The sequence below is a fragment of the Pseudomonas sp. CCI1.1 genome, assembly GCF_034348165.1.
In the GTDB taxonomy this organism is placed as follows: Bacteria; Pseudomonadota; Gammaproteobacteria; order Pseudomonadales; family Pseudomonadaceae; genus Aquipseudomonas; species Aquipseudomonas paracarnis.
Genome location: NZ_CP133780.1, coordinates 3,003,539 through 3,026,839 on the forward strand (window position 1 = coordinate 3,003,539; position 23,301 = coordinate 3,026,839).

The window sequence follows — 23,301 nt, forward strand, 5'->3', positions numbered from 1 at the left end:
TTGACACCTGAAAGCCGAAGCCAGCCATGTGCTGGCTTTTTTTTGCCTGGAGTTTGGGAATAAGAAGCAAAGCGAGGGCAGATTTGCCCCCGCTGGAAGGGTCAGAGCAGGAAGATCGTTGCCAGGCCCAGGAAGATGAAGAAACCACCACTGTCAGTCATGGCCGTGATCATCACACTGGCACCCATGGCAGGATCGCGACCTAGACGCGCCAGGGTCATGGGAATCAATACCCCCATCAAGGCCGCCAGCAACAGGTTAAGGGTCATGGCCGCAGTCATTACCACGCCCAGGGACCAACTGCCGTAGAGCAAGTAAGCCACCACGCCAATCACACCGCCCCACACCAATCCGTTTATGAGGCCTACCGCCAGTTCCTTACGCAGCAGCCGTGAGGAATTGGCAGTACTGACCTGATCCAGCGCCATGGCGCGCACGATCATGGTGATGGTCTGGTTCCCGGAGTTACCGCCAATACCCGCCACAATCGGCATCAACGCCGCCAAGGCCACCAGCTTCTCGATGGAACCCTCAAACAACCCGATCACGCGAGAAGCGATAAACGCGGTAATCAGATTGATAGCCAGCCAGGCCCAGCGGTTATGCAGTGAACGCCAGACCGACGCGAAAATATCCTCCTCTTCACGCAAACCCGCCATGTTGAGGACTTCGGTTTCACTTTCTTCACGGATCAAGTCGACGATTTCATCGATGGTCAGACGACCGATCAACTTGCCGTTCTTATCCACCACCGGAGCCGAGATCAAGTCGTAACGCTCGAATGCCTGGGCCGCGTCGTAGGCATCTTCGTCCGGATGGAAGCTCACGGTATCGCTGGCCATCAGGTCAGCAACTTTCTTCTCCGGATCATTGACCAGCAGGCGCTTGATCGGCAAAACGCCCTTGAGGATCCCCTCATAGTCGACCACAAACAATTTGTCGGTGTGGCCGGGCAATTCTTTTAGACGGCGCAGGTAACGCAACACCACTTCCAGGCTGACGTCTTCGCGAATGGTGACCATCTCGAAGTCCATCAGGGCGCCGACCTGATCCTCGTCGTACGACAGCGCGGAACGCACACGCTCACGCTGCTGCGTATCGAGCGCCTCCATCAACTCATGGACAACATCACGGGGCAGCTCAGGTGCCAGGTCAGCAAGCTCGTCCGCATCCATCTCCTTGGCGGCAGCCAGGAGCTCGTGGTCATCCATGTCGGCGATGAGCGTTTCACGCACCGAGTCCGATACTTCCAGAAGGATGTCACCGTCACGATCAGCCTTCACCAACTGCCACAGGGTCAGTCGGTCATCCAACGGCAAGGCTTCAAGAATATAGGCGACGTCGGCGGAGTGCAGGTCATCGAGCTTGCGTTGTAGCTCGACGAGGTTTTGCCGGTGAACCAGGTTTTCGACGCGGTCGTGGTTCGGACCTTCCTGGCGGTGCGTGAGGTCTTCGACCACGCGCTGGCGCTGCAGCAGCTCGATAACTTGAGCCAGACGATCCTGCAGGCTTTCTTGTGTCTTCTTTACTTCTACTTCGGTCATAGGCGAACTCCACTCCCAGCAGCGGGGCACGCCGGAAGGATCAATCAGTCAATTCATGATTGGTAAAGCGGGGTACTGAGTAACTACTGGGTAAGTCCATGGAGGTATTCCACAAGCCCCGGCGGGGCTGACGGGCGCATGATACACCGCCCGGACGTTTTAAACGTTAAAAAACTGGAAAGAACAAGCGCTTGCACGCCAAAGCTCAGTATTGGCTGCATTTATGAACTGCGACGACGCAGGCGCATGGGAAAACACATGAAGAGGGAGAAAAAGGAGGACGCCGGATAAAACCCACACAAACCCGAGACGGCAAAAAGCCCGCACTAGGCGGGCTTTTTGTTTGTATGGTGCACTCGACAGGATTCGAACCTGTGACCGCTCGGTTCGTAGCCGAGTACTCTATCCAGCTGAGCTACGAGTGCAGATTGTGTTTTTAGACCAGATCACAACTGGTTGAAGCCAAGCTACCTGCATCACTGCAACTAACTCTTAAATGGTGCACTCGACAGGATTCGAACCTGTGACCGCTCGGTTCGTAGCCGAGTACTCTATCCAGCTGAGCTACGAGTGCATTTGTTGCCGCGCATTATAGGCCGTTCAATCTCTATGTAAAGCTATTTTTTCGAGTATTTTCAACAACTTACCGAAAAAACCAGATTGCAACGTACTAAGCAAATAATGGCGGAGAACGGGGGATTCGAACCCCCGACACCCTTTTGAGGTGTACTCCCTTAGCAGGGGAGCGCCTTCGGCCACTCGGCCAGCTCTCCGCAACACGGGGCGTATATTAACCACGTTCCTCCCCGTTTGCAAACATAAAAAACGATAAAAATTAAAGGCTTGGTTCTTCGTCCTTCTCTTTCTTGATCCGCAGGTAGATTTCCTCGCGGTGGACCGCCACCTCTTTCGGAGCATTAACCCCAATACGTACTTGATTGCCTTTAACGCCGAGCACCGTCACGGTGATTTCGCCATCACCGATAATCAGGCTTTCTGCGCAACGACGAGTCAGAATCAGCATACCTTTCACCTCACGCATTTCAGTTCAGGAACAACAGTCTGCAAAAAAAAAGCATTCGACCTACAACCAAAAGGTCGTAGCCCTACTCGCTAAGTATTGTCGAGCCCATGCAAAAGACCATGTACCCCACAAAAAAATGAAAGGCGCGGTAAACCGCGCCTTCCTGGCAACGCATCACTCGCCCTGTCGGGCCGGAGCATCCAACTCAAAAGCCGTATGCAGCGCGCGTACAGCCAGTTCCAGGTACTTCTCTTCGAGCACTACCGAGACTTTGATTTCCGAGGTGGAAATCATCTGGATGTTGATACCTTCTTTGGCCAGGGCCCCGAACATACGGCTGGCAACGCCAGCATGGGAACGCATGCCCACCCCTACGATCGACACCTTGGCAATCTTGGTATCGCCGACCACTTCACGGGCGCCAATCTCGCTCGCTGTGTTCTGCAGGATTTTCAATGCTGCATCGTATTCGTTGCGGTGCACGGTGAAGGTGAAATCGGTGGTGTTATCGTGCGAAACGTTCTGCACGATCATGTCGACTTCAACATTCGCATCGCTGACAGGGCCCAGAATCTTGAAAGCCACGCCCGGGGTGTCTGGCACGCCACGGATCGTCAGCTTGGCTTCATCGCGATTGAAAGCGATGCCGGAAATGATCGGCTGTTCCATGGATTCCTCTTCATCAATAGTAATGAGGGTGCCCGGACCCTCCTTGAAGCTGTGCAATACGCGCAGCGGAACGTTGTACTTGCCGGCGAACTCCACCGCACGAATCTGCAACACCTTGGAACCAAGGCTGGCCATTTCCAGCATTTCTTCAAAGGTGATCTTGTCCAGCCGCTGGGCCACGGGCACGACGCGTGGGTCAGTGGTGTAGACGCCATCCACATCGGTATAGATCTGGCATTCGTCCGCCTTGAGCGCTGCCGCCAGGGCCACACCGGTGGTGTCCGAACCGCCACGACCCAGCGTGGTGATGTTGCCGTGCTCATCCACACCCTGGAAACCCGCTACAACTACCACGCGCCCTGCTTTCAGATCAGTACGAATTTTCTGATCATCAATTTGCAGGATCCGCGCCTTGGTATGTGCGCTGTCTGTAAGAATGCGCACTTGGCTACCAGTGTAGGACACCGCTGGCACGCCACGCTTGTTCAGCGCCATGGCCAACAGCGCAATGGTCACCTGCTCGCCCGTGGAGACGATCACATCCAGCTCACGCGGCAGCGGCTGTTGATCACCGCTGATGGCTTTGGCCAGATCGATCAGGCGATTGGTCTCGCCACTCATGGCCGACAGCACCACTACCAGGTCATCACCAGCATCGCGGAACTTCTTAACCTTGTCGGCGACCTGCTCGATTCTTTCGACAGAACCAACCGAGGTGCCTCCAAATTTCTGTACGATCAAAGCCATTTCCAAGCCGCCTCAGCCCGTAAAGGGGCGCCTAATATCCAATCCACCTGCACTGAACAAGCCCGTGACTAGACCACGGGCCGGTTAACAGTGCTTTAAATACCTGCCTCGACAAATGGCACGGTCAAGGCCAGGGCCGCGTCCAGCGCTGCGGCATCGACACCACCGCCTTGCGCCATGTCCGGACGACCACCGCCCTTGCCGCCCACTGTCGCAGCGGCTTGCTTCATCAAATCACCGGCTTTGAGTTGGCCAGTCAGGTCCTTGGTTACACCCGCAACCAGAACGACCTTATCCTCATGGACACTGCCGAGCAGGATCACTGCGCGGCCGAGCTTGTTCTTCAACTGATCGACCAAGGCCAACAGCGCCTTGCCATCCTGGCCGTCCAGGCGCGCCGCCAGGACTTTTACGTCCTTGACGTCAACCGCCGCGGCCGACAGGTCATCGCCCGCAGCGCTCGCCGCTTTGGCCTGCAACTGCTCCAGCTGTTTTTCCAGCGCACGGTTGCGCTCCAGAACGGCGGACAGCTTGTCGATCAGGTTGTCGCGGCTGCCCTTGACCAGGCCGGCCGCTTCCTTGAGTTGTTCTTCGGCTGCATTGAGGTAAGCCAGGGCCGCAGCACCAGTCACCGCCTCAATACGACGTACGCCCGAGGCCACACCACCTTCGCTGATGATCTTCAGCAGGCCGATATCGCCGGTGCGGTTGGCGTGGATGCCACCACAGAGTTCTACCGAGAAGCTGCCACCCATACTCAGTACGCGAACTTCGTCGCCGTACTTCTCGCCAAACAGCGCCATGGCGCCTTTGTTCCTGGCGGTCTCGATATCGGTTTCTTCAGTTTCAACCGGGGTGTTCTTGCGAATCTCGGCGTTGACGATGTCTTCCAGGGCCTTGATCTGCTCAGGCTTGATCGCTTCAAAGTGGCTGAAGTCAAAACGCAGGCGCTGGCTGTCCACCAACGAACCTTTTTGCTGCACGTGCTCGCCCAGGACCTGGCGCAGCGCGGCGTGCAGCAAGTGCGTGGCCGAGTGGTTCAACGCCGTGGCATGCCTTACATCGGCATCGACCTGGGTGTCTACCGGTGCGCCCACAGTCAAGTTGCCCAGCACCAGCACACCGTGATGCAGGAACGCACCGCCGGTCTTGGTGGTGTCGCGCACGTCAAAACGACCGGATGTCGAGCTCAGGAAACCGCAATCGCCAATCTGGCCACCCGACTCGGCATAAAACGGCGTCTGGTCCAGCACCACAACCGCCTCTTCACCCTCGCTCAACACGTCGACCGACTTACCGTCTTTATAGATGGCGACGATCTTGGCCGAGCCCGCAGTCGCCTTGTAGCCGGTGAACTCGGTCGGTACGTCAACCTTGACCAGGGTGTTGTAGTCCAGGCCAAAGGAGCTGGCCGAACGGGCCCGCACGCGCTGGGCTTCCATCTCACGCTCGAAACCGGCTTCGTCGACGGTCAACTCACGCTCGCGGGCGATGTCGGCAGTCAGGTCCATCGGGAAACCATAGGTGTCGTACAACTTGAACACCACATCACCCGGCACCACGGTGCCTTTGAGCTCAGCCAGGTCCTGTTCCAGAATCTTCAGGCCGTGCTCCAGGGTCTTGGAGAACTGCTCTTCTTCAGCCTTGAGCACCCGCTCGATGTTGCTTTGCTGTTGCTTGAGTTCCGGGAAGGCATCGCCCATCTCGGCAACCAGCGCGGCCACGATCTTGTAGAAAAAGCTGCCGGTAGCGCCCAGCTTGTTACCGTGGCGGCACGCGCGACGGATGATGCGACGCAGCACGTAGCCACGGCCTTCGTTGGACGGCAGCACGCCGTCTGCGATCAGGAAACCGCAGGAACGGATGTGGTCCGACACCACCTTGAGCGAAGACTGGCCTTCATTGGCGCAACCAATAGCTGCCGCCGAGGCGCTCAGCAGGTTGGTGAACAGGTCGATTTCGTAGTTGGAGTGAACGTGCTGCATCACCGCACTGATCCGCTCCAGGCCCATGCCGGTGTCTACCGACGGTGCCGGCAGCGGATGCAACACGCCATCAACGGTGCGGTTGAACTGCATGAACACGTTGTTCCAGATCTCGATGTAGCGGTCGCCGTCTTCTTCCGGCGAGCCTGGCGGTCCACCCCAGATATCGTCGCCGTGATCGTAGAAAATCTCGGTGCACGGGCCGCACGGGCCGGTATCGCCCATGGTCCAGAAGTTATCGGACGCGTAGGGCGCGCCTTTGTTGTCACCGATACGGATCATGCGCTCGGCAGGTACACCGATTTCCTGGGTCCAGATGTCATACGCTTCATCGTCCGTCGCGTACACGGTGACCCAGAGTTTTTCCTTGGGCAGCTTCAGCACGCCGGTGAGGAAGGTCCAGGCGAACGTGATCGCGTCTTTCTTGAAATAGTCGCCGAAGCTGAAGTTACCCAGCATCTCGAAAAAGGTGTGGTGACGGGCGGTGTAGCCGACGTTTTCCAGGTCACTGTTCTTGCCGCCGGCGCGTACGCACTTCTGGCTGCTGGTAGCGCGGGTGTAGGCGCGCTTTTCCTGGCCCAGGAAACAGTCCTTGAACTGGTTCATCCCCGCGTTAGTGAACAGCAGGGTTGGGTCATTGCCTGGGATCAAGGAGCTGGAGGCTACACGGGTGTGGCCTTGCTCTTCGAAGAAGCGAAGGAAGGCTTCACGGATTTCTGCGCTTTTCATTAGGTTCTTCCACGGAGGCTGCGGCCAAAGGCCAGTGCGCAACATCATCAGACGGAGCGACGGCAAAGGGCCGCATTATATCGGCCCTTTGCCGGTGGTACAGCGTGTTTATGTGATAGAAACAGTCAATTAGACGGCCTGCACTGTCATTTCTGCGAAAACGCGACGAATGTCTGCACCACTTGCTCGATCTGCGCCCGGCTCACATCCAGATGGGTGACCATGCGCAGGCGCGGCGCGGCGCTCAACTTGACCCCACGCTCGGCCGCAAAGGCCTTCAGCGCCTGCGCCTGATCACCTACCTGCACATACACCATATTGGTCTGCACCGGCTCGACGCTGTAGCCGGCCTTGCGTAACTCATCGCCCAGCCATTGCGCGTTGGCATGGTCGTCAGCCAGGCGCTGCACCTGATGATCCAGAGCATACAACCCCGCCGCCGCCAGGGAGCCCGCCTGGCGCATGCCGCCGCCGACCATCTTGCGCAAGCGCCGAGCCTTGGCGATCAGCGCCGTCGAGCCACACAGCACCGAGCCGACCGGCGCACCGAGGCCCTTGGACAGGCACACCGACACCGAATCGAAATGCTGGGCGATTTCTCGCGCATCCACCCCCAGCTTGACCGCCGCGTTGTAGAGGCGCGCGCCATCCAAGTGCAGGGCCAGGCCATGCTCGTGGGTAAATGCACGGGCCTTGGCCAGGTAATCCAGCGGCAGTACTTTGCCCTGCATGGTGTTTTCCAGCGCCAGCAGGCGTGTGCGGGCGAAGTGGAAGTCGTCGGGCTTGATGGCGGCAAGCACTTGGTTCAGATCAAGGGAGCCATCAGCTTGAACTTCCAGGGGTTGCGGCTGGATCGACCCCAGCACCGCCGCACCGCCGCCTTCGTATTTGTAGGTGTGAGCCTGCTGGCCGACGATGTATTCCTCGCCGCGCTCACAGTGAGCCATCAACGCCAGCAGGTTGCTCATGGTACCGGTGGGCACGAACAGCGCGGCAGCAAAGCCCAGGCGCTTGGCCAACTCGGCCTCCAGGCGGTTGACGCTGGGGTCTTCGCCGTAGACATCATCGCCGCTGACGGCGCTGGCCATTGCGTCGAGCATGCCGGGGGTAGGTTGGGTCACGGTGTCGCTGCGCAGGTCGATCACGGTCATGAAGGGGGCCTCTAACGGAGTGGATAAGTCCTTTTGTGTGTGATTACTGCGGGCAAAGCCACGGAATATCAAGCCCCTATTGCATTCATTCGAATACCAACCAATCAAACCGATATAAGTTATCGAGACGGCAGCCGTGCAGTTTTCGAAAAACCATGTTAAAAACTCTGCGCCGCCAGGGTTCTGGTGGCAACGTTCTCAGGGCGGGGTGCAATTCCCCACCGGCGGTAATTGCACGCAATGTGCATAGCCCGCGAGCGCTTGGCGCCTCGAACTGCTCAGGCAGGACGGCGACGAGGTCAGCAGACCCGGTGTGATCCCGGGGCCGACGGTCATAGTCCGGATGAAGAGAGAACGGGATTGGCACCTAAGGGCCGCGCGCTTGTTTGCGCATGCGTACCCTTAAATCCCATTCGATTCATAACGCCCTGTTTTTTTCTTAAACAGGAGTCAGAACATGCAACCCACCGCAATCGACAGCAAAAGCAAAAACCATCACGGCGAGCGCGTCGCGTTTATCCAGGCCTGCTGGCACAAGGATATTGTCGACCAATCGCGCAAAGGCTTCCTCGCCGAAATGATCGCCCAGGGTTATCAGGAATCGGACATCGACTTCTTCGAAGTCGGCGGCGCCTTTGAAATGCCCCTGCACGCCAAGTTGCTGGCCAAGACCGGCCGTTACGCCGGCATCGTCGCTGCCGCGCTGGTGGTGGACGGTGGCATCTACCGTCACGAATTCGTCGCGCAATCGGTAGTCAGCGGCCTGATGCAGGTGCAGCTGGAAACTGAAGTGCCGGTGTTCTCGGTGTCCCTGACGCCGCACCACTTCCATGCCGGCAGCGAGCACACCACGTTTTTCTACGAGCACTTCGTGCACAAGGGCCAGGAAGCGGCGCGCACCTGCGCCGATACCCTGCACAAGGTACGCGCGATCCGTCGTAGCGAGCCGCGTGCGGTAGCGGTCTAAATCCAAGCCTCACCGCAAACCAGTGTGGGAGCTGGCTTGCCTGCGATGCAGACACCTGGGTGTATCAGTGATACCCAGGTGATGTTATCGCAGGCAAGCCAGCTCCCACATTGGACTGAGCCAGACTTGGCTCTCAGGCCAGGCCGGCATCCGTGGTGGGCACGATCAATATCCCGGCGCGCAAGCCGTTCTTCACCTTTGGGTTGGGAAAGATAATGCGGGCGCCCTCCTCCTCGATCACCCAACGGGTCTTGGCCACGTCTTCGGCCAGCAGGTAGCCCCTTTCCAATTCCGAAAAGTTTTCCACATCTGCGGGCAGGTGCATCAGGAAGGCGTCGCTGTGCTTGATCACTTCTCGCGCAACGGCGAAGAGTTGCAGGCCGTCGAGGCTACCGGTCTCAGGCTCGTTGCCCTCGATGATCTGCTTCAGACGCGCTTCCAGGCGCGACACGTCCACACCGTCGTTCTGCCCGAACGGCCGGGCCTTGCCCAACTCCAGGGTGAACGCCTCGGCGCCGAGTTGTTCGTAGGTAAACGCGGTGAAGGTAATCGAGGTTTTGTTCTGCAACAGCACCGCCTGCATACCAGCCGCGTTCAGGCGCTCCAGCTCTCGGCGCGAGTGCTGTCGGTCTTCCTTCCACGGGTACAACGCGAACTGTTCGATTTTCGAACCACGAATCGCGGTATGCAGGTCGTAATGCAGGCGCGAACGGCCAGGCAGGCTGAAAAAGCTGCGGGCCAATTGCTCAAGCTCGGCGGCGCGCATTGCTTCGGGGCCGATGTTTTGTTCATGCCGGCCATTGAACAGCCGGTTGACGTCCAGCTCGAGGTAACGCTCACCGCGGCGCATGGCCTCGGTATTACCGAACAGGAACAGAATACGGGTGCGGGGTTTGATCTCCCCGCGGGCAATGCCATGCAACAGGCGGTCGAGCAATTCGATCGGCGCGGTTTCGTTGCCATGGATGCCGGACGACAGCAGCAAGTCGCTGCCGTTGTCCAGAGCTTCAGGAGGGCGCACTTCAAGCGCGCCTTCGCTGAGCCAGCGCATCTGCACGCCGTCGACAGTCAGTTGAATTTTTTGCGCCGGTTCACGACCGGCGAGGGTCAGTTCAAGCAGTTTGCCGAGGGCGAGCATAAGCAGCTTCCTTAGTGGTTGCAGCCTGGGCCATGGACGTGATCGTCGTCGTCACCTTCAACGTCGGCCGGTTCCATTTCCAGTTGCAGGCTCATCAGGTTGGTGGCCAATGGGCGCATCAGCAGGTTGGCGTACTCGGCGTCGCCCTCTTCTACGTCTACGCCAATCAGCAGTTGGCCGCGGCCATCGTGCTGGATCCAGATCTCCTTGCCCTGCCAGACCACGGCGACGCGGGTGCAGGAGGTTTCCAGCTGGGTGCCGTCGGTGTCTTCAAGGATGAGTTTCAGGGTGTCGGTCATAAATAAAATATCTCAGCCGTGTGGCATTAATTGATCTGGAAAGGATAAACCGAGCCCAGTTTAAGGATTTGCGTCAGTTCATCCAATGCCGTCCGGCACTCAAGCAGCAACTGCGGGTCAGCCAGGTCGGTTTCGCGCAGGCTGTCACGGTAGTGCTTGCCCACCCATTGGGTCAGGGTTTCGTACAACGGCGCGGTCATGATAACCCCTGGGTTCACGGCCGCCAGCTCGGTTTCGTTCAACGCCACGCGCAGGCGCAGGCACGCCGGCCCACCGCCATTTTGCATGCTTTGCTTGAGGTCGAAGACCTTGACCTCGCGAATCAGCCCGCCGGCAGCGGTCAGCCCTTGCAGGTACTGCCACACGCGCTCATTGGCGCGGCACTCTTCCGGCACGATCAGCAGCATCGAACCATCAGGACGAGTCAGCAACTGGCTGTTGAACAGGTAGGAACGCACCGCGTCCTCGACACTGACCAACGCGCGAGGCACACACACCGACTGGAAGTTACCGCCCAGCTTGCCCAACTTGCCGTGCAGTTCGGCGAGCATCTGCTCGGTGTTGAGGAACGCATCCTCGTGATAGAACAGCACTTCGCCGTTGCCCACCGCGATCACATCGTTGTGGAACACACCCGCGTCGATCACCGCCGGGTTCTGCTGGGCGTAGACCACACCGTCATCCTTCAAGCCATGCAGGCGCGCAACGGCCTGGGAGGCTTCGAGGGTCTGGCGCGCCGGGTACTTCTGCGGGGCCGGGTAACGAGGGTCGAAAGCACTACGGCCGAAGACGAAAAACTCGACGCCCGCCTCACCGTACTCACGACAGAAACGCGTGTGGTTGGCCGCGCCTTCATCGCCAAATTGCGCCACGGCCGGCAAGGCGGCGTGGTGAGCGAAATGCTTGCCATCGGCGAACATCGCCCCCAGCACACGGCTGGTGGTGGGGTGCTCGATGCTGCGGTGGTATTTGCAATTGAGGTTGGCGGCAGTGAAATGCACACGGCCGTCTGCGGTGTCGGCGCTTGGGCTGACGGTGGCGGCGTTGGCTACCCACATGCTGGATGCCGAGCAGCTCGCTACCAGCAAAGGCATAGCCTGCCTGGCAGCCTGCTGGATTACCTGGGCGTCGGTGCCGCTGAAACCCAAGCTGCGCAAGGCGGCTACATCCGGGCGCTCCTGGGGCGCCAATACACCTTGCACAAAGCCCATGTCCATCAGGGCTTTCATTTTCTGCAGGCCCTGCAACGCCGCTTCCTTCGGGTTGGAAGACTGCTGGCTGTTGCTTTGGGACGCGACGTTGCCGAAGGACAAACCGCCGTAGTTATGGGTCGGCCCCACTAGACCGTCAAAATTGACTTCACAGGATTTCATCGGCGAGGCTCCACGAACATCTGTTTTTATAGGCATCAAATCACTTGAATACACCACAGATCCATTGTGGGAGCGGGCTTGCTCGCGAAAACGGTGGTTCAGTCACTTCAAATGTTGAATGAAACACCGCATTCGCGAGCAAGCCCGCTCCCACATTTAGATCAGCGTTATACCTGGCGTGAGCGTTGCCGGGACTATCAGGCTCGGCGTCTCCAGCGACGCCACCGGGTACGCGCAATAATCCGCCGCGTAATAGGCACTGGCGCGATGATTGCCCGACGCCCCGACACCACCGAACGGCGCGGTACTGGCAGCGCCGGTCAACTGCTTGTTCCAGTTGACGATGCCGGCGCGGCTTTCCAGCCAGAATTGCTGGTAACGCGCTTCGGAGTCCGACAACAGGCCAGCGGCCAGGCCGTACTGGGTGTTGTTGGCCTCCGCGATGGCACCGGCAAAATCCGCATAGCGGATTACCTGCAGCAGCGGCCCAAACAGCTCTTCGTCTTCACGCTCCGTCACACCGGTTACGTCGATGATGCCAGGGGTCAACAAAGCGGCCTGAGCCTGAGGCTGAGTCATCTCCAGCAGTGCCACGGCGCCATTGGCCAACATCAGTTCCTGGGCTTGCATCAAGGCTTTGGCCGCAGCCAGGGAGATCACCGAACCCATGAACGGCGCCGGCTGCTGATCGAAAGCGCCCACTTCAAGGCTCGCGCTCACCGCCACCAGGCGCGCCAGCAAGGCATCGCCCCAGGCACCTTGCGGCACCAGCAAGCGGCGGGCACAGGTGCAACGCTGGCCTGCCGAGATAAACGCCGACTGGATGATGGTGTACACCGCCGCATCCACGTCGGCGACTTCGTCCACGACCAGCGGGTTATTACCGCCCATTTCCAGGGCCAGGATCTTGTCGGGGCGCCCTGAGAATTGCTGGTGCAAGTGGTTGCCGGTGCGGCTGGAGCCGGTAAAGAACAGGCCGTCGATGCCTGGGTTGGCCGCCAGGGCGATGCCGGTTTCCCGCGCGCCTTGCAGCAGGTTCAGCACGCCCGGTGGCAAACCGGCTTCGATCCAGCACTGCACGGTCAGCTCGGCGACCTTGGGGGTCAGTTCGCTCGGTTTGAACAGCACGGTGTTACCCGCCAGCAACGCCGGGACGATGTGCCCATTGGGCAAGTGCCCAGGGAAGTTGTAAGGGCCGAACACCGCCACCACACCGTGGGGCTTATGGCGCAACACTGCGGTGGCGTCGCCCAGGGGGCCGCTCTTCTCGCCAGTACGCTCGCGGTAGCTTTGCACCGAGATCGCAATCTTATTGGCCATGCTGGTGACTTCAGTGGCCGACTCCCACAGGGGCTTGCCGGTTTCTTCGCCAATGCAGCGGGCGATTTCATCGGCACGGCTTTTAAGCGTGGCGGCGAAGGTTTCCAGCACGCTGATGCGTTCTTCGAGCGGGCGCCTGGCCCATGCCGGGAATGCCTGACGCGCAGCCTGCACGGCGGATTCGACCTGTTCAGCGCTGGCACCGTTACCAGCCCACAGCACTTGCTGGGTCACCGGGTTGCGCGATTCAAACAACTCACCCTGGCCAGCCAGCCAGCTACCTGCGATATACAACGAATTCATTATTTGGACTCCCGAGCAGCAGACAACGCAACAGCACGTACTTGATCACCCACCACCAGCTGCAGGCGCTTGGCGGTCTGTGGATCGACCACCAGGGTACCTGCCGCCAGACGGGCCGGAGCGGCGGTGATACGGCATTCTTCGCGCTTGCGGTTATGGATCAGGAACGGCGTGGCGTCGTCCCCCGGCGTGCCGATGGCCAACACCAGTGACTGGCTGTCGCGCACCGCACGGATCTTGCTGGTTTCACATTCCACCGCCGGGCCGGCGTCGAAAATATCCACATAGCCCTGGTAGCTGAAGCCTTCGCTCTTGAGCATGCTCAGGGCCGGCTCGGTGTCCGGGTGGACCTTGCCGATCACATTGCGCGCGTCTTCGGAGAGAAAGCAGCTGTACAACGGGAACTTGGGCATCAGCTCGGCGATAAACGCCTTGTTGCCCACGCCGGTGAGGTAGTCGGCCTGGCTGAACTCCATCTTGAAGAAGTGCCGGCCCAGACTTTCCCAGAACGGCGAACGCCCGGCATCGTTGGACACACCGCGCATCTCGGCAATGATCTTGTTGCCGAACAGTTGCGGGAACTCGGCGATAAACAACATGCGCGCCTTGGCGAGCATGCGACCGTTGAGGCCGTTGCGGTAATCGGCATGCAAAAACAACGAGCACAATTCGGAATTACCGGTGAGGTCGTTGGCCAGGAACAGCGTCGGTATCTCACGGTAGATATTCAGTTCCTGGGAAGCGCTGACAGTCAGCCCAACCCGGAAGTTGTACCACGGCTCGCGCAGGCCAACGGCGCCAGCGATGGCAGAGATTCCCACCACGCGGCCTTCGTCGTTTTCCAGCACGAACAGGTAGTCGGCATCGCCGCGCCCGGCTTCGCCGCGAAAGGTTTTTTCCGCCCAGCCCACCCGGTGGGTCAGGCGCTCTTCGTTGGCCGGCAAGGTGGTGAGACCGGTGCCAGTGCTGCGCGCCAGATCAATCAGGGCCGGTAAATCGCTGCTGCGTACGGGACGAACGATCATGCTATCTCCTCGAACGGGCCGCTGTTGTCAGCCACCCGCGAAACTCTCTTTTTAAACCGCAACCAGGCGCACACTGGCGCCTTCACCAACACCCAGCGCTTCGGCTGCCGCCAGGTCCAGGGTCACCGGTTTGCCGGGCGCGTAGTCCAGCTCCAGCATCACCGCACGGTAATCCTGCAACTGCGCGTTGCTCACCAAGTACTGGCGGCCAACGCCCTTGACCATCTCGCCGATCTTCACCGGCACCACGCGGCTCTGGGCGATTGAGCGAATGCCCGAGACCCGGGCGTGCAGCGTCGGGCCACCGTCGAAGATGTCGATGTAATGGTCAGTTTCGAAGCCTTCACGCATGAGGATGTCGAAGGTGATTTGCGCACGCGGGTGCACCTGGCCCATGGCCTCTTGGGCTTCGTCCGGCAGCAGCGGCACGTAGATCGGGTAGTGCGGCATCAACTCGGCGAGGAAGGTACGGCTTTTCAGCCCGCACAGGCGCTCGGCGGCGGCGTAGTTGAGGTCGAAGAAGTTGCGGCCAATGGCATCCCAGAACGGTGAATCGCCGTTCTCGTCGCTGTAGCCGACAATCTCGGTCACCACCGAGTCGGCAAAGCGCTCAGGATGGCTGGCGACAAACAGCAGTCGGCCACGGGAATTGAGTTCCGACCACGGCGAACCGACCAGCTCAGGCACCACATAAAAGCTGGTGAGCAGGCTGTTGCCGGTAAGGTCGTGGCACTGGGAAAGCACGTGGATCTTGTTGTGGATCTTCAGCTCGCGGGAGGCGTGCACGAAGGTTTCGTTACGAAAGCTATAGAACGGCTCGGAGTAACCGGCCGAGGCTACGATAGCCGAGCAGCCGGCGAGCTTGCCGGTCTCGGTGTCTTCCAGCACGAAGAAATAGCTCTCTTCACCGTTGAAACTCACCTCGGCCGCGAAGGACGCTTCGCTGGCCGCGATCTTGTCGCTCAGGCGTTCCACATCATCCGGCAAGGAGGTGACACCAATCGGGCTGTCCGCAGCCAGACGCTGTACCTCGCCCAGATCAGCCATTTGCGCGGGGCGCATCACCAGCATGGTGTCACTCCTTAACTCGAAAACTCACAGAGGAAAAAATGCCGGACACAGGCCCCGGATACACATCGGTCTCAATGTGTAAGCAGATCCATGTGGGAGCTGGCTTGCCGGCGATACAGGCAACTCGGTATATCAACGGCACCGAGGTGATGCTATCGCAGGCAAGCCAGCTCCCACATTTGTTCAGGTCCGGCCAATAAAATGTGTCGCTATCAGGCTTGCGTCAACGTCTTCACAGCACGCTCAAAACGATCCAGGCCTTCATTGATGTCCGCCTCTTCCACCACCAGGCTCGGTGCAAAACGCACCACGTCAGGGCCGGCTTGCAGGATCATCAAGTTCTCTTTTTCGGCCGCGTTGAACACGTCCTTGGCCTTGCCTTTGAAGGCATCGCTGAGTACGCAACCGATCAACAAGCCCATGCCACGCACTTGGGTGAAGATGCCGTACTGCTTGCCGATCTGCTCCAGGCGCGCCTTGAACAGGTCGTGCTTGGCATTCACACCCGCCAGCACTTCTGGGGTGTTGATCACGTCGATCACCGCTTCCGCTACCGCGCACGCCAGCGGGTTGCCGCCGTAGGTGGTGCCGTGGGTGCCGACTACCAGGTGCTTGGCCAAGTCTTCACGGGTGAGCATCGCCGCAATCGGGAAGCCGCCGCCCAGGCTCTTGGCGCTGGTGAGGATATCTGGCGTCACGCCGTAATGCTGGTAGGCAAACAGGTGGCCGGTGCGGCCCATGCCGGTTTGCACTTCGTCGAATACCAACAGTGCGTCGTGGGCGTCGCACAGCTCGCGAGCGCCTTGCAGGTAAGCCAGTTCGGCCGGCAGTACACCGCCTTCGCCCTGGATCGGTTCCAGAACCACGGCGCAGGTCTTATCGGTTACTGCCGCTTTCAGCGCAGCCAGGTCGTTATAAGGAACGTGGGTGATGCCGGTGATTTTAGGCCCGAAACCATCGGAGTACTTCGACTGGCCACCGACGTTGACGGTGAACAGGGTACGGCCGTGGAAGCTGTTCAACGCGGCGATGATCTCGTACTTCTCGCTGCCAAAACGGTCGAACGCCACGCGACGGGCCAGCTTGAACGCGGCCTCGTTGGCTTCGGCGCCGGAGTTGCAGAAGAACACGCGCTCGGCAAAGGTGGCGTCGATCAGCTTGTGGGCCAGACGCAACGCCGGCTCGTTGGTGAACACGTTGGAGACATGCCACAGCATGTTGGCCTGTTCGGTCAGTGCACCGACCAGCGCCGGGTGCGCATGGCCCAATACGTTGACCGCGATGCCGCCGGCAAAGTCGATCAGCTCGCGACCGGCCTGGTCCCACACGCGCGAACCTGCGCCACGTACAGGGATAAAGGCAGCAGGTGCGTAGTTGGGCACCATCACTTGGTCGAAATCGGCACGTTGCACCGGGGCTTGCTCAACGGACATCGGAGTCTCCTGAAGAGGAACGCCTGCCTGGAACTGGCGGGCGATGCAGGGATTGTAAGGACAGTTTTCAGCGCCACCTTGTCGCCAAGCGACAACTTCTTATAGCGCCAACCCCGGTTTTACGCGGGTTTACGGCAATGCGACATATTGCATCGCAATGGCGCAGTGTAAACGCTGCGTTCAGTGAGAGGCAGAGGCACGGCCCGCTGATTTTCGCCTAATGCCTTAACTATCTGCTGCCCGTGAACCCATCAGGCTTGCTGTGATGACAGTGACTCACTCCCACTGAAGGATCAGCCTCGTGCCCACGCCCTACCCCACGACCATCAGCCAGCGCCTCGCAGTCGCCGCCACCCAAGTACCCCCCGGGTTTCACACACGCCTGCCGGCCTGGCTGGCAAGCGCCTCGGATGACAAGCGCCAAGCCTTGAAGAATGCGCCACTGGACATTGCCAACTGGCAGGCAGACGCCAGCCGCCAGCAGCACGCGCCGCTCAAACAGGCGGTGGAGCAGAGCTGGGCCGCGCAAAACAAAGTAGACACGGCGCTGGCCGACCTCAAGACACCGCAGGCCTTCGCCGCGCCGCTTTTGCAACAGGCGTTCAAGACAAGATGGGGCGTGGAGATTGATGTCCGCACCACCCATCTGCGCCTGTATGCGCCCCTGACGATCCCACTGTTTCCTATAGAAACTGGCGGCGTCAACGTCTGGACCGTGTCGTTGGTGGACGCCGCGCTGCATAACTTCGACGCAGCAGAAAGCGAGAAAACTGCCTTCACCGCGGACTCCAGCTTCATTACCCAACCCACCGCCACCGGGCAATTCGACACCCTGCCCTCAGTGAACAGCAAAGTCAGCATCCAGACCTTCGTCGGGCTGTGCCGTGAACTGGACATCGGTGCGCAATACCAGAACTACCTCAAGACATTTTTCGGCTTCAAAGATGCCAAACGCAAGGCTTCGCTGCGTAGTACTGTCATCGAGAGCCTCAAAGCCGAGGCCCAAACTGCCGTACACCTGGCGCGCCTGAAAAAGGACGGCAGCGAGCGGGTGTTACGCACGCTCCAGGCTCAACTCAAAGGCATCAGCGGCCTGACACTCGACGGTAAGACGCTGCTCAGCCACGACCTGAGCCTGATGGACGCACCACTGGCCGGCATTGTGCTGTTCGCCGCAGACCTGGAACTGCACCACAGCGCAGTGCCCGTGGTGGCGTACATTCCCGGCGACCCACAGGCACCGCTCAAGTATTACCACGATGGCATCGCATTCATTCAAGACCTGATCCGCAAATTGCGCGATGCCGATTACCAGGCATTCTTCAGCCGCTTTATAAGCCACGAGCACCGCGCCTACTTCTTTGCCAACCTGCATAACCGCTTGTCTCAGGTTACCTGGCATCACCCCGTCCCCGGCGACCCCAGGCCGACCTGGCGCGCCGAACCTGTGGCCAACCCCAACCTGCAGTTGCACGCGACGAAAATCACGGGCGAGCTGTACGAACACCTCTATGAAACCAAACTCAATAAGCTGCTCAATGACGCGCGAAGCATCGCCGTGTCCACCGCCGACGCCGACAGCAAGGCACGCTGGCAGCGCTGGGCCATCGTGCAGAAAATCGGTAAGGCCCTGCTCGAAATCGCCGCCTTCATCGCCACGCCGTTCATTCCCCCCCTGGGCTTACTGATGCTCGGCTACACCGCCTATCAACTGCTCGATGACGTATTCGAAGGCATCGTCGATTGGGCCGAGGGTCTCAAGCGCCAGGCGTTCGGGCACCTGATGTCGACCCTGGAGCAAATGGTGCAATTGGGTATGTTCGCGGTCGGCGCACCGATTGCCGAAGGGCTGCTACGCCAGGCACTGCCTCGGGAAGTCTGGGCGTTTTTCGAGCGCCTTCATCCGGTCAGCTCGGACGACGGCAAAACGCGCCTGTGGAACCCAGACCTGAGCCCCTACGCCCACGACCTTCAATTGCCCACCGCCTCGCGCCCCAAGGCGGATGGATTGCATGCCTACGGGGACAAGCAGATCCTGCCCCTTGAAGGGCAACACTTTGCCGTCAAGCAACAAGCGGGCAACGCCGTGCTGGCGCACCCAAGCCATGCGCATGCCTACCAACCGCCCGTTATCGGCAATGGCAAAGGCGCCTGGATAACCCCACTGGATCACCCGCTGACATGGCATCGCAGCACCTTGTTGCGCAGACTCGGCGAGCCCGCCAACGCTCTCAGCGAAACCGGTCTGGAACAGGCGCAGCGCATCAGTAGCACCGACGATGGTGCCCTGCGCAAACTCTACATGGACCGCCAACCGCCACCGCCCTTGCTGGCCGACAGCCTCAAGCGCATCCATATCGACCAGCAACTGCAAGACTTCATCGACCAGATGAACAGCGACGACCCACTGGTTTACGCAAAAGCCGACACGCAAACCCAACTCTGGCTGCTTAGCCAGACCGGCCTGTGGCCGGAATCCAAGACCCTGCGCTTTCTGAATGCCAAAGGCGAAACCGTATGGGAACACCCAGGCAGGGAAAATGCGGCGGTAGCGCAAATTCATGAAGCGCAGATGAACAACGGCGACCTGCTCAAGACCCTGCTGGAAACCCTCGACGAGTCAGAGCGCAAGACTGTGCTGGAGGAAGACTTCGGTAGCCCGGCCCCCCAACTGCATGTGCGCGCCGCCAAGCTGCGCAAACAGCTGGCACGCAGAGCCGAGGATAAACGCGCTTCGATGTTCGACGCGCGCTATCGAGGCCTGGAGCTGACCACCGATGCGCGCGTGCAAAAGCTCATCGACAGCACACCGGGCCTGCCCGTCAGCGCGGCCGAGGAGGTCCTGCTCAGTGCCCACGGCCAGGACTTGCTCGACATCGACCAGGGCACGCTGCCTTCGCACTTGGTCGAACGCGCACGCTGGGTGGCCCATCAGGTCAGAATCAGCCGGGCGTATGAAGGCCTGTACATGGGCGCGCTGGAGAGCGGCGACACCCATCGACTCGCCCTGCACTCCCTGGAAAAATTGCCGGGCTGGTCGCCCCAGGTGCGCCTGGAAGTTCGCGACTTCAAGCGCGACGGCCATCTGCGCGACGCCATCGGCCCCGCCCAGGCGCCCATCCGACGCCTGCTGCTGCGCACCATCGAAGGCGATTACATTCCCGAAGACAGCAAGGGCACCCTGCTTGGCGAAACCGATTTCTACACCGCCGTGCTCCAGGCACTCCCCGATGCACAGCGCGACGCACTGGCTATGCAGATAGGCCAAGGCCCACACTTGAGAGAAACCTTGCGCCAACACACATTGGCACATGACGAACTTGGCGCCCTGCTGGCCGAAGTTCCGCTGCTCAAACCGTCCTATGACCCGACATTGGTGCGCCTACCCGGCGGCATGGAGGGCTACGACGCCAGCCCGGTCACCGCTGGCAGCAGCGAAGGGGTCTCGCTGGAGAGTCAGTTGCATGCCCTGTACCCACAACTGAGCCCCAGCCAGGTGACGGCCGTACTCGCCGCCATGCAAAACGATCCCGGCACACCTTGGGGTACCCTTCAATTTCTGAAGAAAGAGTTCTCGCAACTGGAAACCAACCTGCGGACATGGCAGCAGAATGTGCCGCAGACCCTTGTCGGTACAGATTTACCGTTAAGCCGCTGGCGGATTGCTGCGGAACAGCAAAATCGCTTTCTCTGGTCACAAAAACTGATCGGCGCCTGGCGCCACAATACCCCTGTAGACCCTGCTTATGACAACGGTCACCTGCTGCAACTCAACCAGCCCATTTATGGGGAACTGCCCGCGCTCGATACCCGCCTTGGGCACATCACTACCCTGGAATTCCAGGGTTACTTGACCACCCGCGGCACGCCGGGCTTCCTGGCATCTTTCCCCGGATTGCGCCGACTGGCCATCAGCGACATGCCCCTCAGAACACTGCCCGGCGAAATCAGTGCATTGACCCACCTTAATGCGCTGACACTGCGCGGCTGCGCACTCAACCTGACCACCCCAACCCGAGCAGCCCTGGCCAACCTGACCGAGCTGCATACCCTTGACCTGTCCCACAACCCGCTGGTGCTGGCGCCCAATTTCGAAAACATGGCCAACCTGCGAACACTCAACCTGAGCCACTGCGGTATTTCCATCTTTCCCACAGGCCTGCTCAATCGGCCTCGGCTGGCAAACGCCAATCTCAGCCACAATAACCTGCGCAGGCTGCCAGAAGCCCTGTATTCGTTGCCCGCCAGTGCTGCCAAGGCCTACGACCTTTCCGGCAACCCGCTGACGCGCGCAACCCTGGAACGGATAAAAACCTACTGCCAGAGCACCGGGGAACATTTTGGCGTCCAAGCCAATCCAGATGAGGTTCGCCTGGTCCAAGCGCTTTACCCGACCTACAACGTTCCCGAGGCCAATCAATTTATCTTCAGGCTACCGGGCGGGCTGGATGATTCGATGGCGAATCTCGTGCGCCTCAAGGCCGACTACGAACGCTTGCAAGCCGACCTGCAGGAATGGGTGGTGGATGTGCCTGAGAGCCACCCCGTCACGAACCTGCCCATGGATGAACAGATTCGCCCACAGCAACAACTCATTCGAGCGGAAATCCGCGCTCTGCTGGAGCAAGGCTGGCGGCGTGAAACCAGCCTGGACTTAAGCCATGACCCGCTGACGCAGTCCCATCAAATGACATTGACCTTGCCGCTGTGGGGAGACCTGCCAAGACTGAGTGTGGATTTCAAGCATATTTCCAAGCTGGAGCTGAGGGCACAGGAAACCACCTCGATACCCGAAGGTTTTCTGGAACGTTTCCCCAATCTGGAAAGCCTGCTGATCCACCGCTATGCCCTGCAAGACATTCCCGCTGGCGTCTTCAAGCTGCCCAAGTTGACCACACTCAGCCTCACGCAATGCAATCTGCGACTGACCCCCGACAGCGTCGCCGCCTTGAGCGACCTGCACGACCTGGAGTACCTGGACCTGAGCGATAACCCGCTGGCGCTGACGCCCGACGTCAGCAAAATGTCCGGCCTGGAAACCCTGATGATGGAAAACACCAGGCTTACCGAGGTGCCTCACGGGGTGTTCAACCTGACGTCGCTCACCCAACTGAACCTGAGCGATAACCACATCACCGAGTTGCCCACGGACCTGCTTGAAGTAGACCCGAACTCAGCGGCAGGCTTTGACCTGAGCGACAACCCCTTCTCACCCGTAGCACTTGCCATTCTGCGTCGCTATTACAACCGCACGGCAGTGGATTTCGATGTAGCGCAAGCCCGACAACCCGCGCCAGACCGCTCCAGCTCACGCTCTGCGACGTCATCCGAAACAGAGGGAGAAGAATAGACGCAGCTCACCCGCGCTCGGAAGGCACCGACGACAACTCGAACGGGCTGCTGCTGCGACGCTGGTTGCGATCTTCGCGAGGAGTGGCGCCGAAGAAATTGCGGTAGGCGCTGGAGAAGTGCGGCCCCGAGGAGAAGCCGCAGGACAGGCCGATCTGGATGATCGACTTGCTGGTTTGCATCAGCATCTGGCGCGCCTTGTTCAGGCGCAGCTCCAGGTAATACTGGCTGGGGACGCGGTTGAGGTATTGCTTGAAGATGCGTTCAAGTTGTCGTCGTGAAACACACACGTGCTGGGCGATTTCGTCGGTGGTCAGCGGCTCTTCGATATTGGCCTCCATCAGCAATACCGCCTGGGTCAGCTTAGGGTGGCTGGAGCCCAGGCGGTTTTGCAGCGGGATACGCTGGCGCTCGCCGCCTTCGCGGATGCGCTCCACCACCAGTTCTTCAGACACAGCACCGGCCAACTCGGCGCCATGGTCACGGGCCAATACCGCCAACAGCAGGTCAAGTACCGACATGCCGCCGCAAGCGGTCAGGCGATCACGGTCCCAGTCAAACAGGTGGCTGGTGGCGATGACCTTGGGGAAACGCTCGGCGAAATCGTCCTGCCAGCGCCAGTGCACGGCGGCGCGGTAGCCATCGAGCAGGCCCAGTTGGGCCAACGGGTACACCCCCGCTGACAAGCCGCCGATCACACACCCCGCCCGAACAAGCTGCTTGAGCGCGGAGCTCAGTGGCGAAGCGATGACCGTCGGCGGTTCGTCGGCCAACAGGAACAACTTCTGAAAACCCTCCAGCTTACCGGCCCACGGCTCGCCCGGCAGTTGCCAGGCACCTTCGACGGCGGGTTCGGCGAGCAGGAACGACAACTCGTAGATCACATCCGGATGCACCCGCTGGGCAACGCGCAAGGCCTCCTCAGCCAGCGCAAGCGTGAGGGCTTTTGTGCTGGGCCAAATCAGGAAACCAATTTTGTGGGCGGTCATGGAGTGCTATCCGGAGCGAAAACGGTGAAAGAAGCTGTGGGCCAATGCTAGCCCGTAATCAACTACAAATCCCAAAACAAACACAGATCAACAGTGGGAGCTGGCTTGCCTGCGATGGCGGTGGGTCAGTTAACACATCATTGGCTGATACATCGCTATCGCAGGCAAGCCAGCTCCCACAGGGG

At 59.8% G+C, this 23,301-nt stretch carries 15 protein-coding genes, 3 tRNA genes and 1 riboswitch; of the genes, 2 read left to right on the top strand and 16 right to left on the bottom strand.

Annotation, left to right across the window (positions count from 1 at the left end; genetic code table 11):
• Window positions 1–101 precede the first annotated feature (101 nt).
• From mgtE to ltaE, 8 genes are all read right to left on the bottom strand, one after another.
• Complete coding sequence (gene mgtE / locus RHM69_RS13440) at window positions 102–1,544, bottom strand: magnesium transporter (protein ID WP_003193593.1); 1,443 nt, start codon at window positions 1,542–1,544, stop codon at window positions 102–104.
• Window positions 1,545–1,892: 348 nt separating this feature from the next.
• Window positions 1,893–1,969: transfer RNA gene (locus RHM69_RS13445), tRNA-Arg, on the bottom strand.
• Between the two features lie 72 nt (window positions 1,970–2,041).
• Window positions 2,042–2,118: transfer RNA gene (locus RHM69_RS13450), tRNA-Arg, on the bottom strand.
• 108 nt (window positions 2,119–2,226) lie between these two features.
• Window positions 2,227–2,317, bottom strand: a tRNA-Ser gene (locus RHM69_RS13455).
• Window positions 2,318–2,379: 62 nt separating this feature from the next.
• On the bottom strand, window positions 2,380–2,568 hold the full coding sequence (gene csrA, locus RHM69_RS13460; RefSeq protein WP_003175645.1) for a carbon storage regulator CsrA: 189 nt from the start codon (window positions 2,566–2,568) through the stop codon (window positions 2,380–2,382).
• 174 nt (window positions 2,569–2,742) lie between these two features.
• Window positions 2,743–3,984, bottom strand: a complete 1,242-nt coding sequence (locus RHM69_RS13465; RefSeq protein WP_003193595.1) for an aspartate kinase — start codon at window positions 3,982–3,984, stop codon at window positions 2,743–2,745.
• 95 nt (window positions 3,985–4,079) lie between these two features.
• Window positions 4,080–6,698: an alanine--tRNA ligase gene (gene alaS, locus RHM69_RS13470; RefSeq protein ID WP_200601033.1), complete on the bottom strand. Its 2,619-nt coding sequence runs from the start codon at window positions 6,696–6,698 to the stop codon at window positions 4,080–4,082.
• Window positions 6,699–6,844: 146 nt separating this feature from the next.
• A complete protein-coding gene (gene ltaE / locus RHM69_RS13475) occupies window positions 6,845–7,849 on the bottom strand; it encodes a low-specificity L-threonine aldolase (RefSeq protein ID WP_014719591.1) in 1,005 nt (334 codons plus the stop codon).
• Window positions 7,850–8,039: 190 nt separating this feature from the next.
• A riboswitch (FMN riboswitch) is annotated at window positions 8,040–8,209 on the top strand.
• A 97-nt stretch (window positions 8,210–8,306) separates the two neighbouring features.
• Between ltaE and RHM69_RS13480 the strand changes: the two genes are divergently transcribed.
• Window positions 8,307–8,816: a 6,7-dimethyl-8-ribityllumazine synthase gene (locus RHM69_RS13480; RefSeq protein ID WP_003193604.1), complete on the top strand. Its 510-nt coding sequence runs from the start codon at window positions 8,307–8,309 to the stop codon at window positions 8,814–8,816.
• Between the two features lie 133 nt (window positions 8,817–8,949).
• On the opposite strand, the gene astE is transcribed toward RHM69_RS13480, so the two are convergent.
• From astE to RHM69_RS13515, 7 genes are all read right to left on the bottom strand, one after another.
• Window positions 8,950–9,954, bottom strand: a complete 1,005-nt coding sequence (gene astE, locus RHM69_RS13485; protein ID WP_014719592.1) for a succinylglutamate desuccinylase — start codon at window positions 9,952–9,954, stop codon at window positions 8,950–8,952.
• Between the two features lie 11 nt (window positions 9,955–9,965).
• Window positions 9,966–10,253, bottom strand: a complete 288-nt coding sequence (locus tag RHM69_RS13490; RefSeq protein WP_003175651.1) for a hypothetical protein — start codon at window positions 10,251–10,253, stop codon at window positions 9,966–9,968.
• Window positions 10,254–10,279: 26 nt separating this feature from the next.
• Window positions 10,280–11,626, bottom strand: a complete 1,347-nt coding sequence (gene astB, locus RHM69_RS13495) for an N-succinylarginine dihydrolase (RefSeq protein ID WP_168224590.1) — start codon at window positions 11,624–11,626, stop codon at window positions 10,280–10,282.
• A 156-nt stretch (window positions 11,627–11,782) separates the two neighbouring features.
• On the bottom strand, window positions 11,783–13,252 hold the full coding sequence (gene astD, locus RHM69_RS13500) for a succinylglutamate-semialdehyde dehydrogenase (protein ID WP_165901725.1): 1,470 nt from the start codon (window positions 13,250–13,252) through the stop codon (window positions 11,783–11,785).
• Window positions 13,249–14,274 carry an arginine N-succinyltransferase gene (gene astA / locus RHM69_RS13505; protein WP_003193612.1) on the bottom strand — a complete coding sequence of 342 codons (1,026 nt, stop codon included), beginning with the start codon at window positions 14,272–14,274 and terminating at the stop codon, window positions 13,249–13,251. Before astA ends, astD begins: the two co-directional genes overlap by 4 nt.
• Window positions 14,275–14,325: 51 nt before the next feature.
• The gene (gene aruF / locus RHM69_RS13510; RefSeq protein WP_003175655.1) at window positions 14,326–15,345 is read right to left on the bottom strand and encodes an arginine/ornithine succinyltransferase subunit alpha; all 1,020 of its coding nucleotides are present in this window, start codon (window positions 15,343–15,345) and stop codon (window positions 14,326–14,328) included.
• Between the two features lie 212 nt (window positions 15,346–15,557).
• Window positions 15,558–16,778, bottom strand: coding sequence for an aspartate aminotransferase family protein (locus RHM69_RS13515; protein ID WP_014719595.1), 1,221 nt, complete (start codon window positions 16,776–16,778; stop codon window positions 15,558–15,560).
• 301 nt (window positions 16,779–17,079) lie between these two features.
• On the opposite strand from RHM69_RS13515, the gene RHM69_RS13520 reads away from it, so the two are divergent.
• On the top strand, window positions 17,080–22,128 hold the full coding sequence (locus RHM69_RS13520) for a leucine-rich repeat domain-containing protein (RefSeq protein ID WP_200601032.1): 5,049 nt from the start codon (window positions 17,080–17,082) through the stop codon (window positions 22,126–22,128).
• A 7-nt stretch (window positions 22,129–22,135) separates the two neighbouring features.
• On the opposite strand, the gene argR is transcribed toward RHM69_RS13520, so the two are convergent.
• Entirely contained in the window at window positions 22,136–23,116 is a 981-nt protein-coding gene (gene argR / locus RHM69_RS13525; protein ID WP_014719597.1) for a transcriptional regulator ArgR, read from the bottom strand.
• Window positions 23,117–23,301: the final 185 nt, after the last annotated feature.

Coding starts and splice junctions, on each gene's coding strand:
- RHM69_RS13480 (WP_003193604.1), top strand. CDS start 8,307: ATGCAACCCACCGCAATCGACAGCAAAAGCAAAAACCATCACGGCGAG.
- csrA (WP_003175645.1), bottom strand. CDS start 2,568: ATGCTGATTCTGACTCGTCGTTGCGCAGAAAGCCTGATTATCGGTGAT.
- astB (WP_168224590.1), bottom strand. CDS start 11,626: ATGAAATCCTGTGAAGTCAATTTTGACGGTCTAGTGGGGCCGACCCAT.
- RHM69_RS13490 (WP_003175651.1), bottom strand. CDS start 10,253: ATGACCGACACCCTGAAACTCATCCTTGAAGACACCGACGGCACCCAG.
- aruF (WP_003175655.1), bottom strand. CDS start 15,345: ATGCTGGTGATGCGCCCCGCGCAAATGGCTGATCTGGGCGAGGTACAG.
- RHM69_RS13465 (WP_003193595.1), bottom strand. CDS start 3,984: ATGGCTTTGATCGTACAGAAATTTGGAGGCACCTCGGTTGGTTCTGTC.
- ltaE (WP_014719591.1), bottom strand. CDS start 7,849: ATGACCGTGATCGACCTGCGCAGCGACACCGTGACCCAACCTACCCCC.
- alaS (WP_200601033.1), bottom strand. CDS start 6,698: ATGAAAAGCGCAGAAATCCGTGAAGCCTTCCTTCGCTTCTTCGAAGAG.
- mgtE (WP_003193593.1), bottom strand. CDS start 1,544: ATGACCGAAGTAGAAGTAAAGAAGACACAAGAAAGCCTGCAGGATCGT.
- argR (WP_014719597.1), bottom strand. CDS start 23,116: ATGACCGCCCACAAAATTGGTTTCCTGATTTGGCCCAGCACAAAAGCC.
- RHM69_RS13515 (WP_014719595.1), bottom strand. CDS start 16,778: ATGTCCGTTGAGCAAGCCCCGGTGCAACGTGCCGATTTCGACCAAGTG.
- astE (WP_014719592.1), bottom strand. CDS start 9,954: ATGCTCGCCCTCGGCAAACTGCTTGAACTGACCCTCGCCGGTCGTGAA.
- astA (WP_003193612.1), bottom strand. CDS start 14,274: ATGATCGTTCGTCCCGTACGCAGCAGCGATTTACCGGCCCTGATTGAT.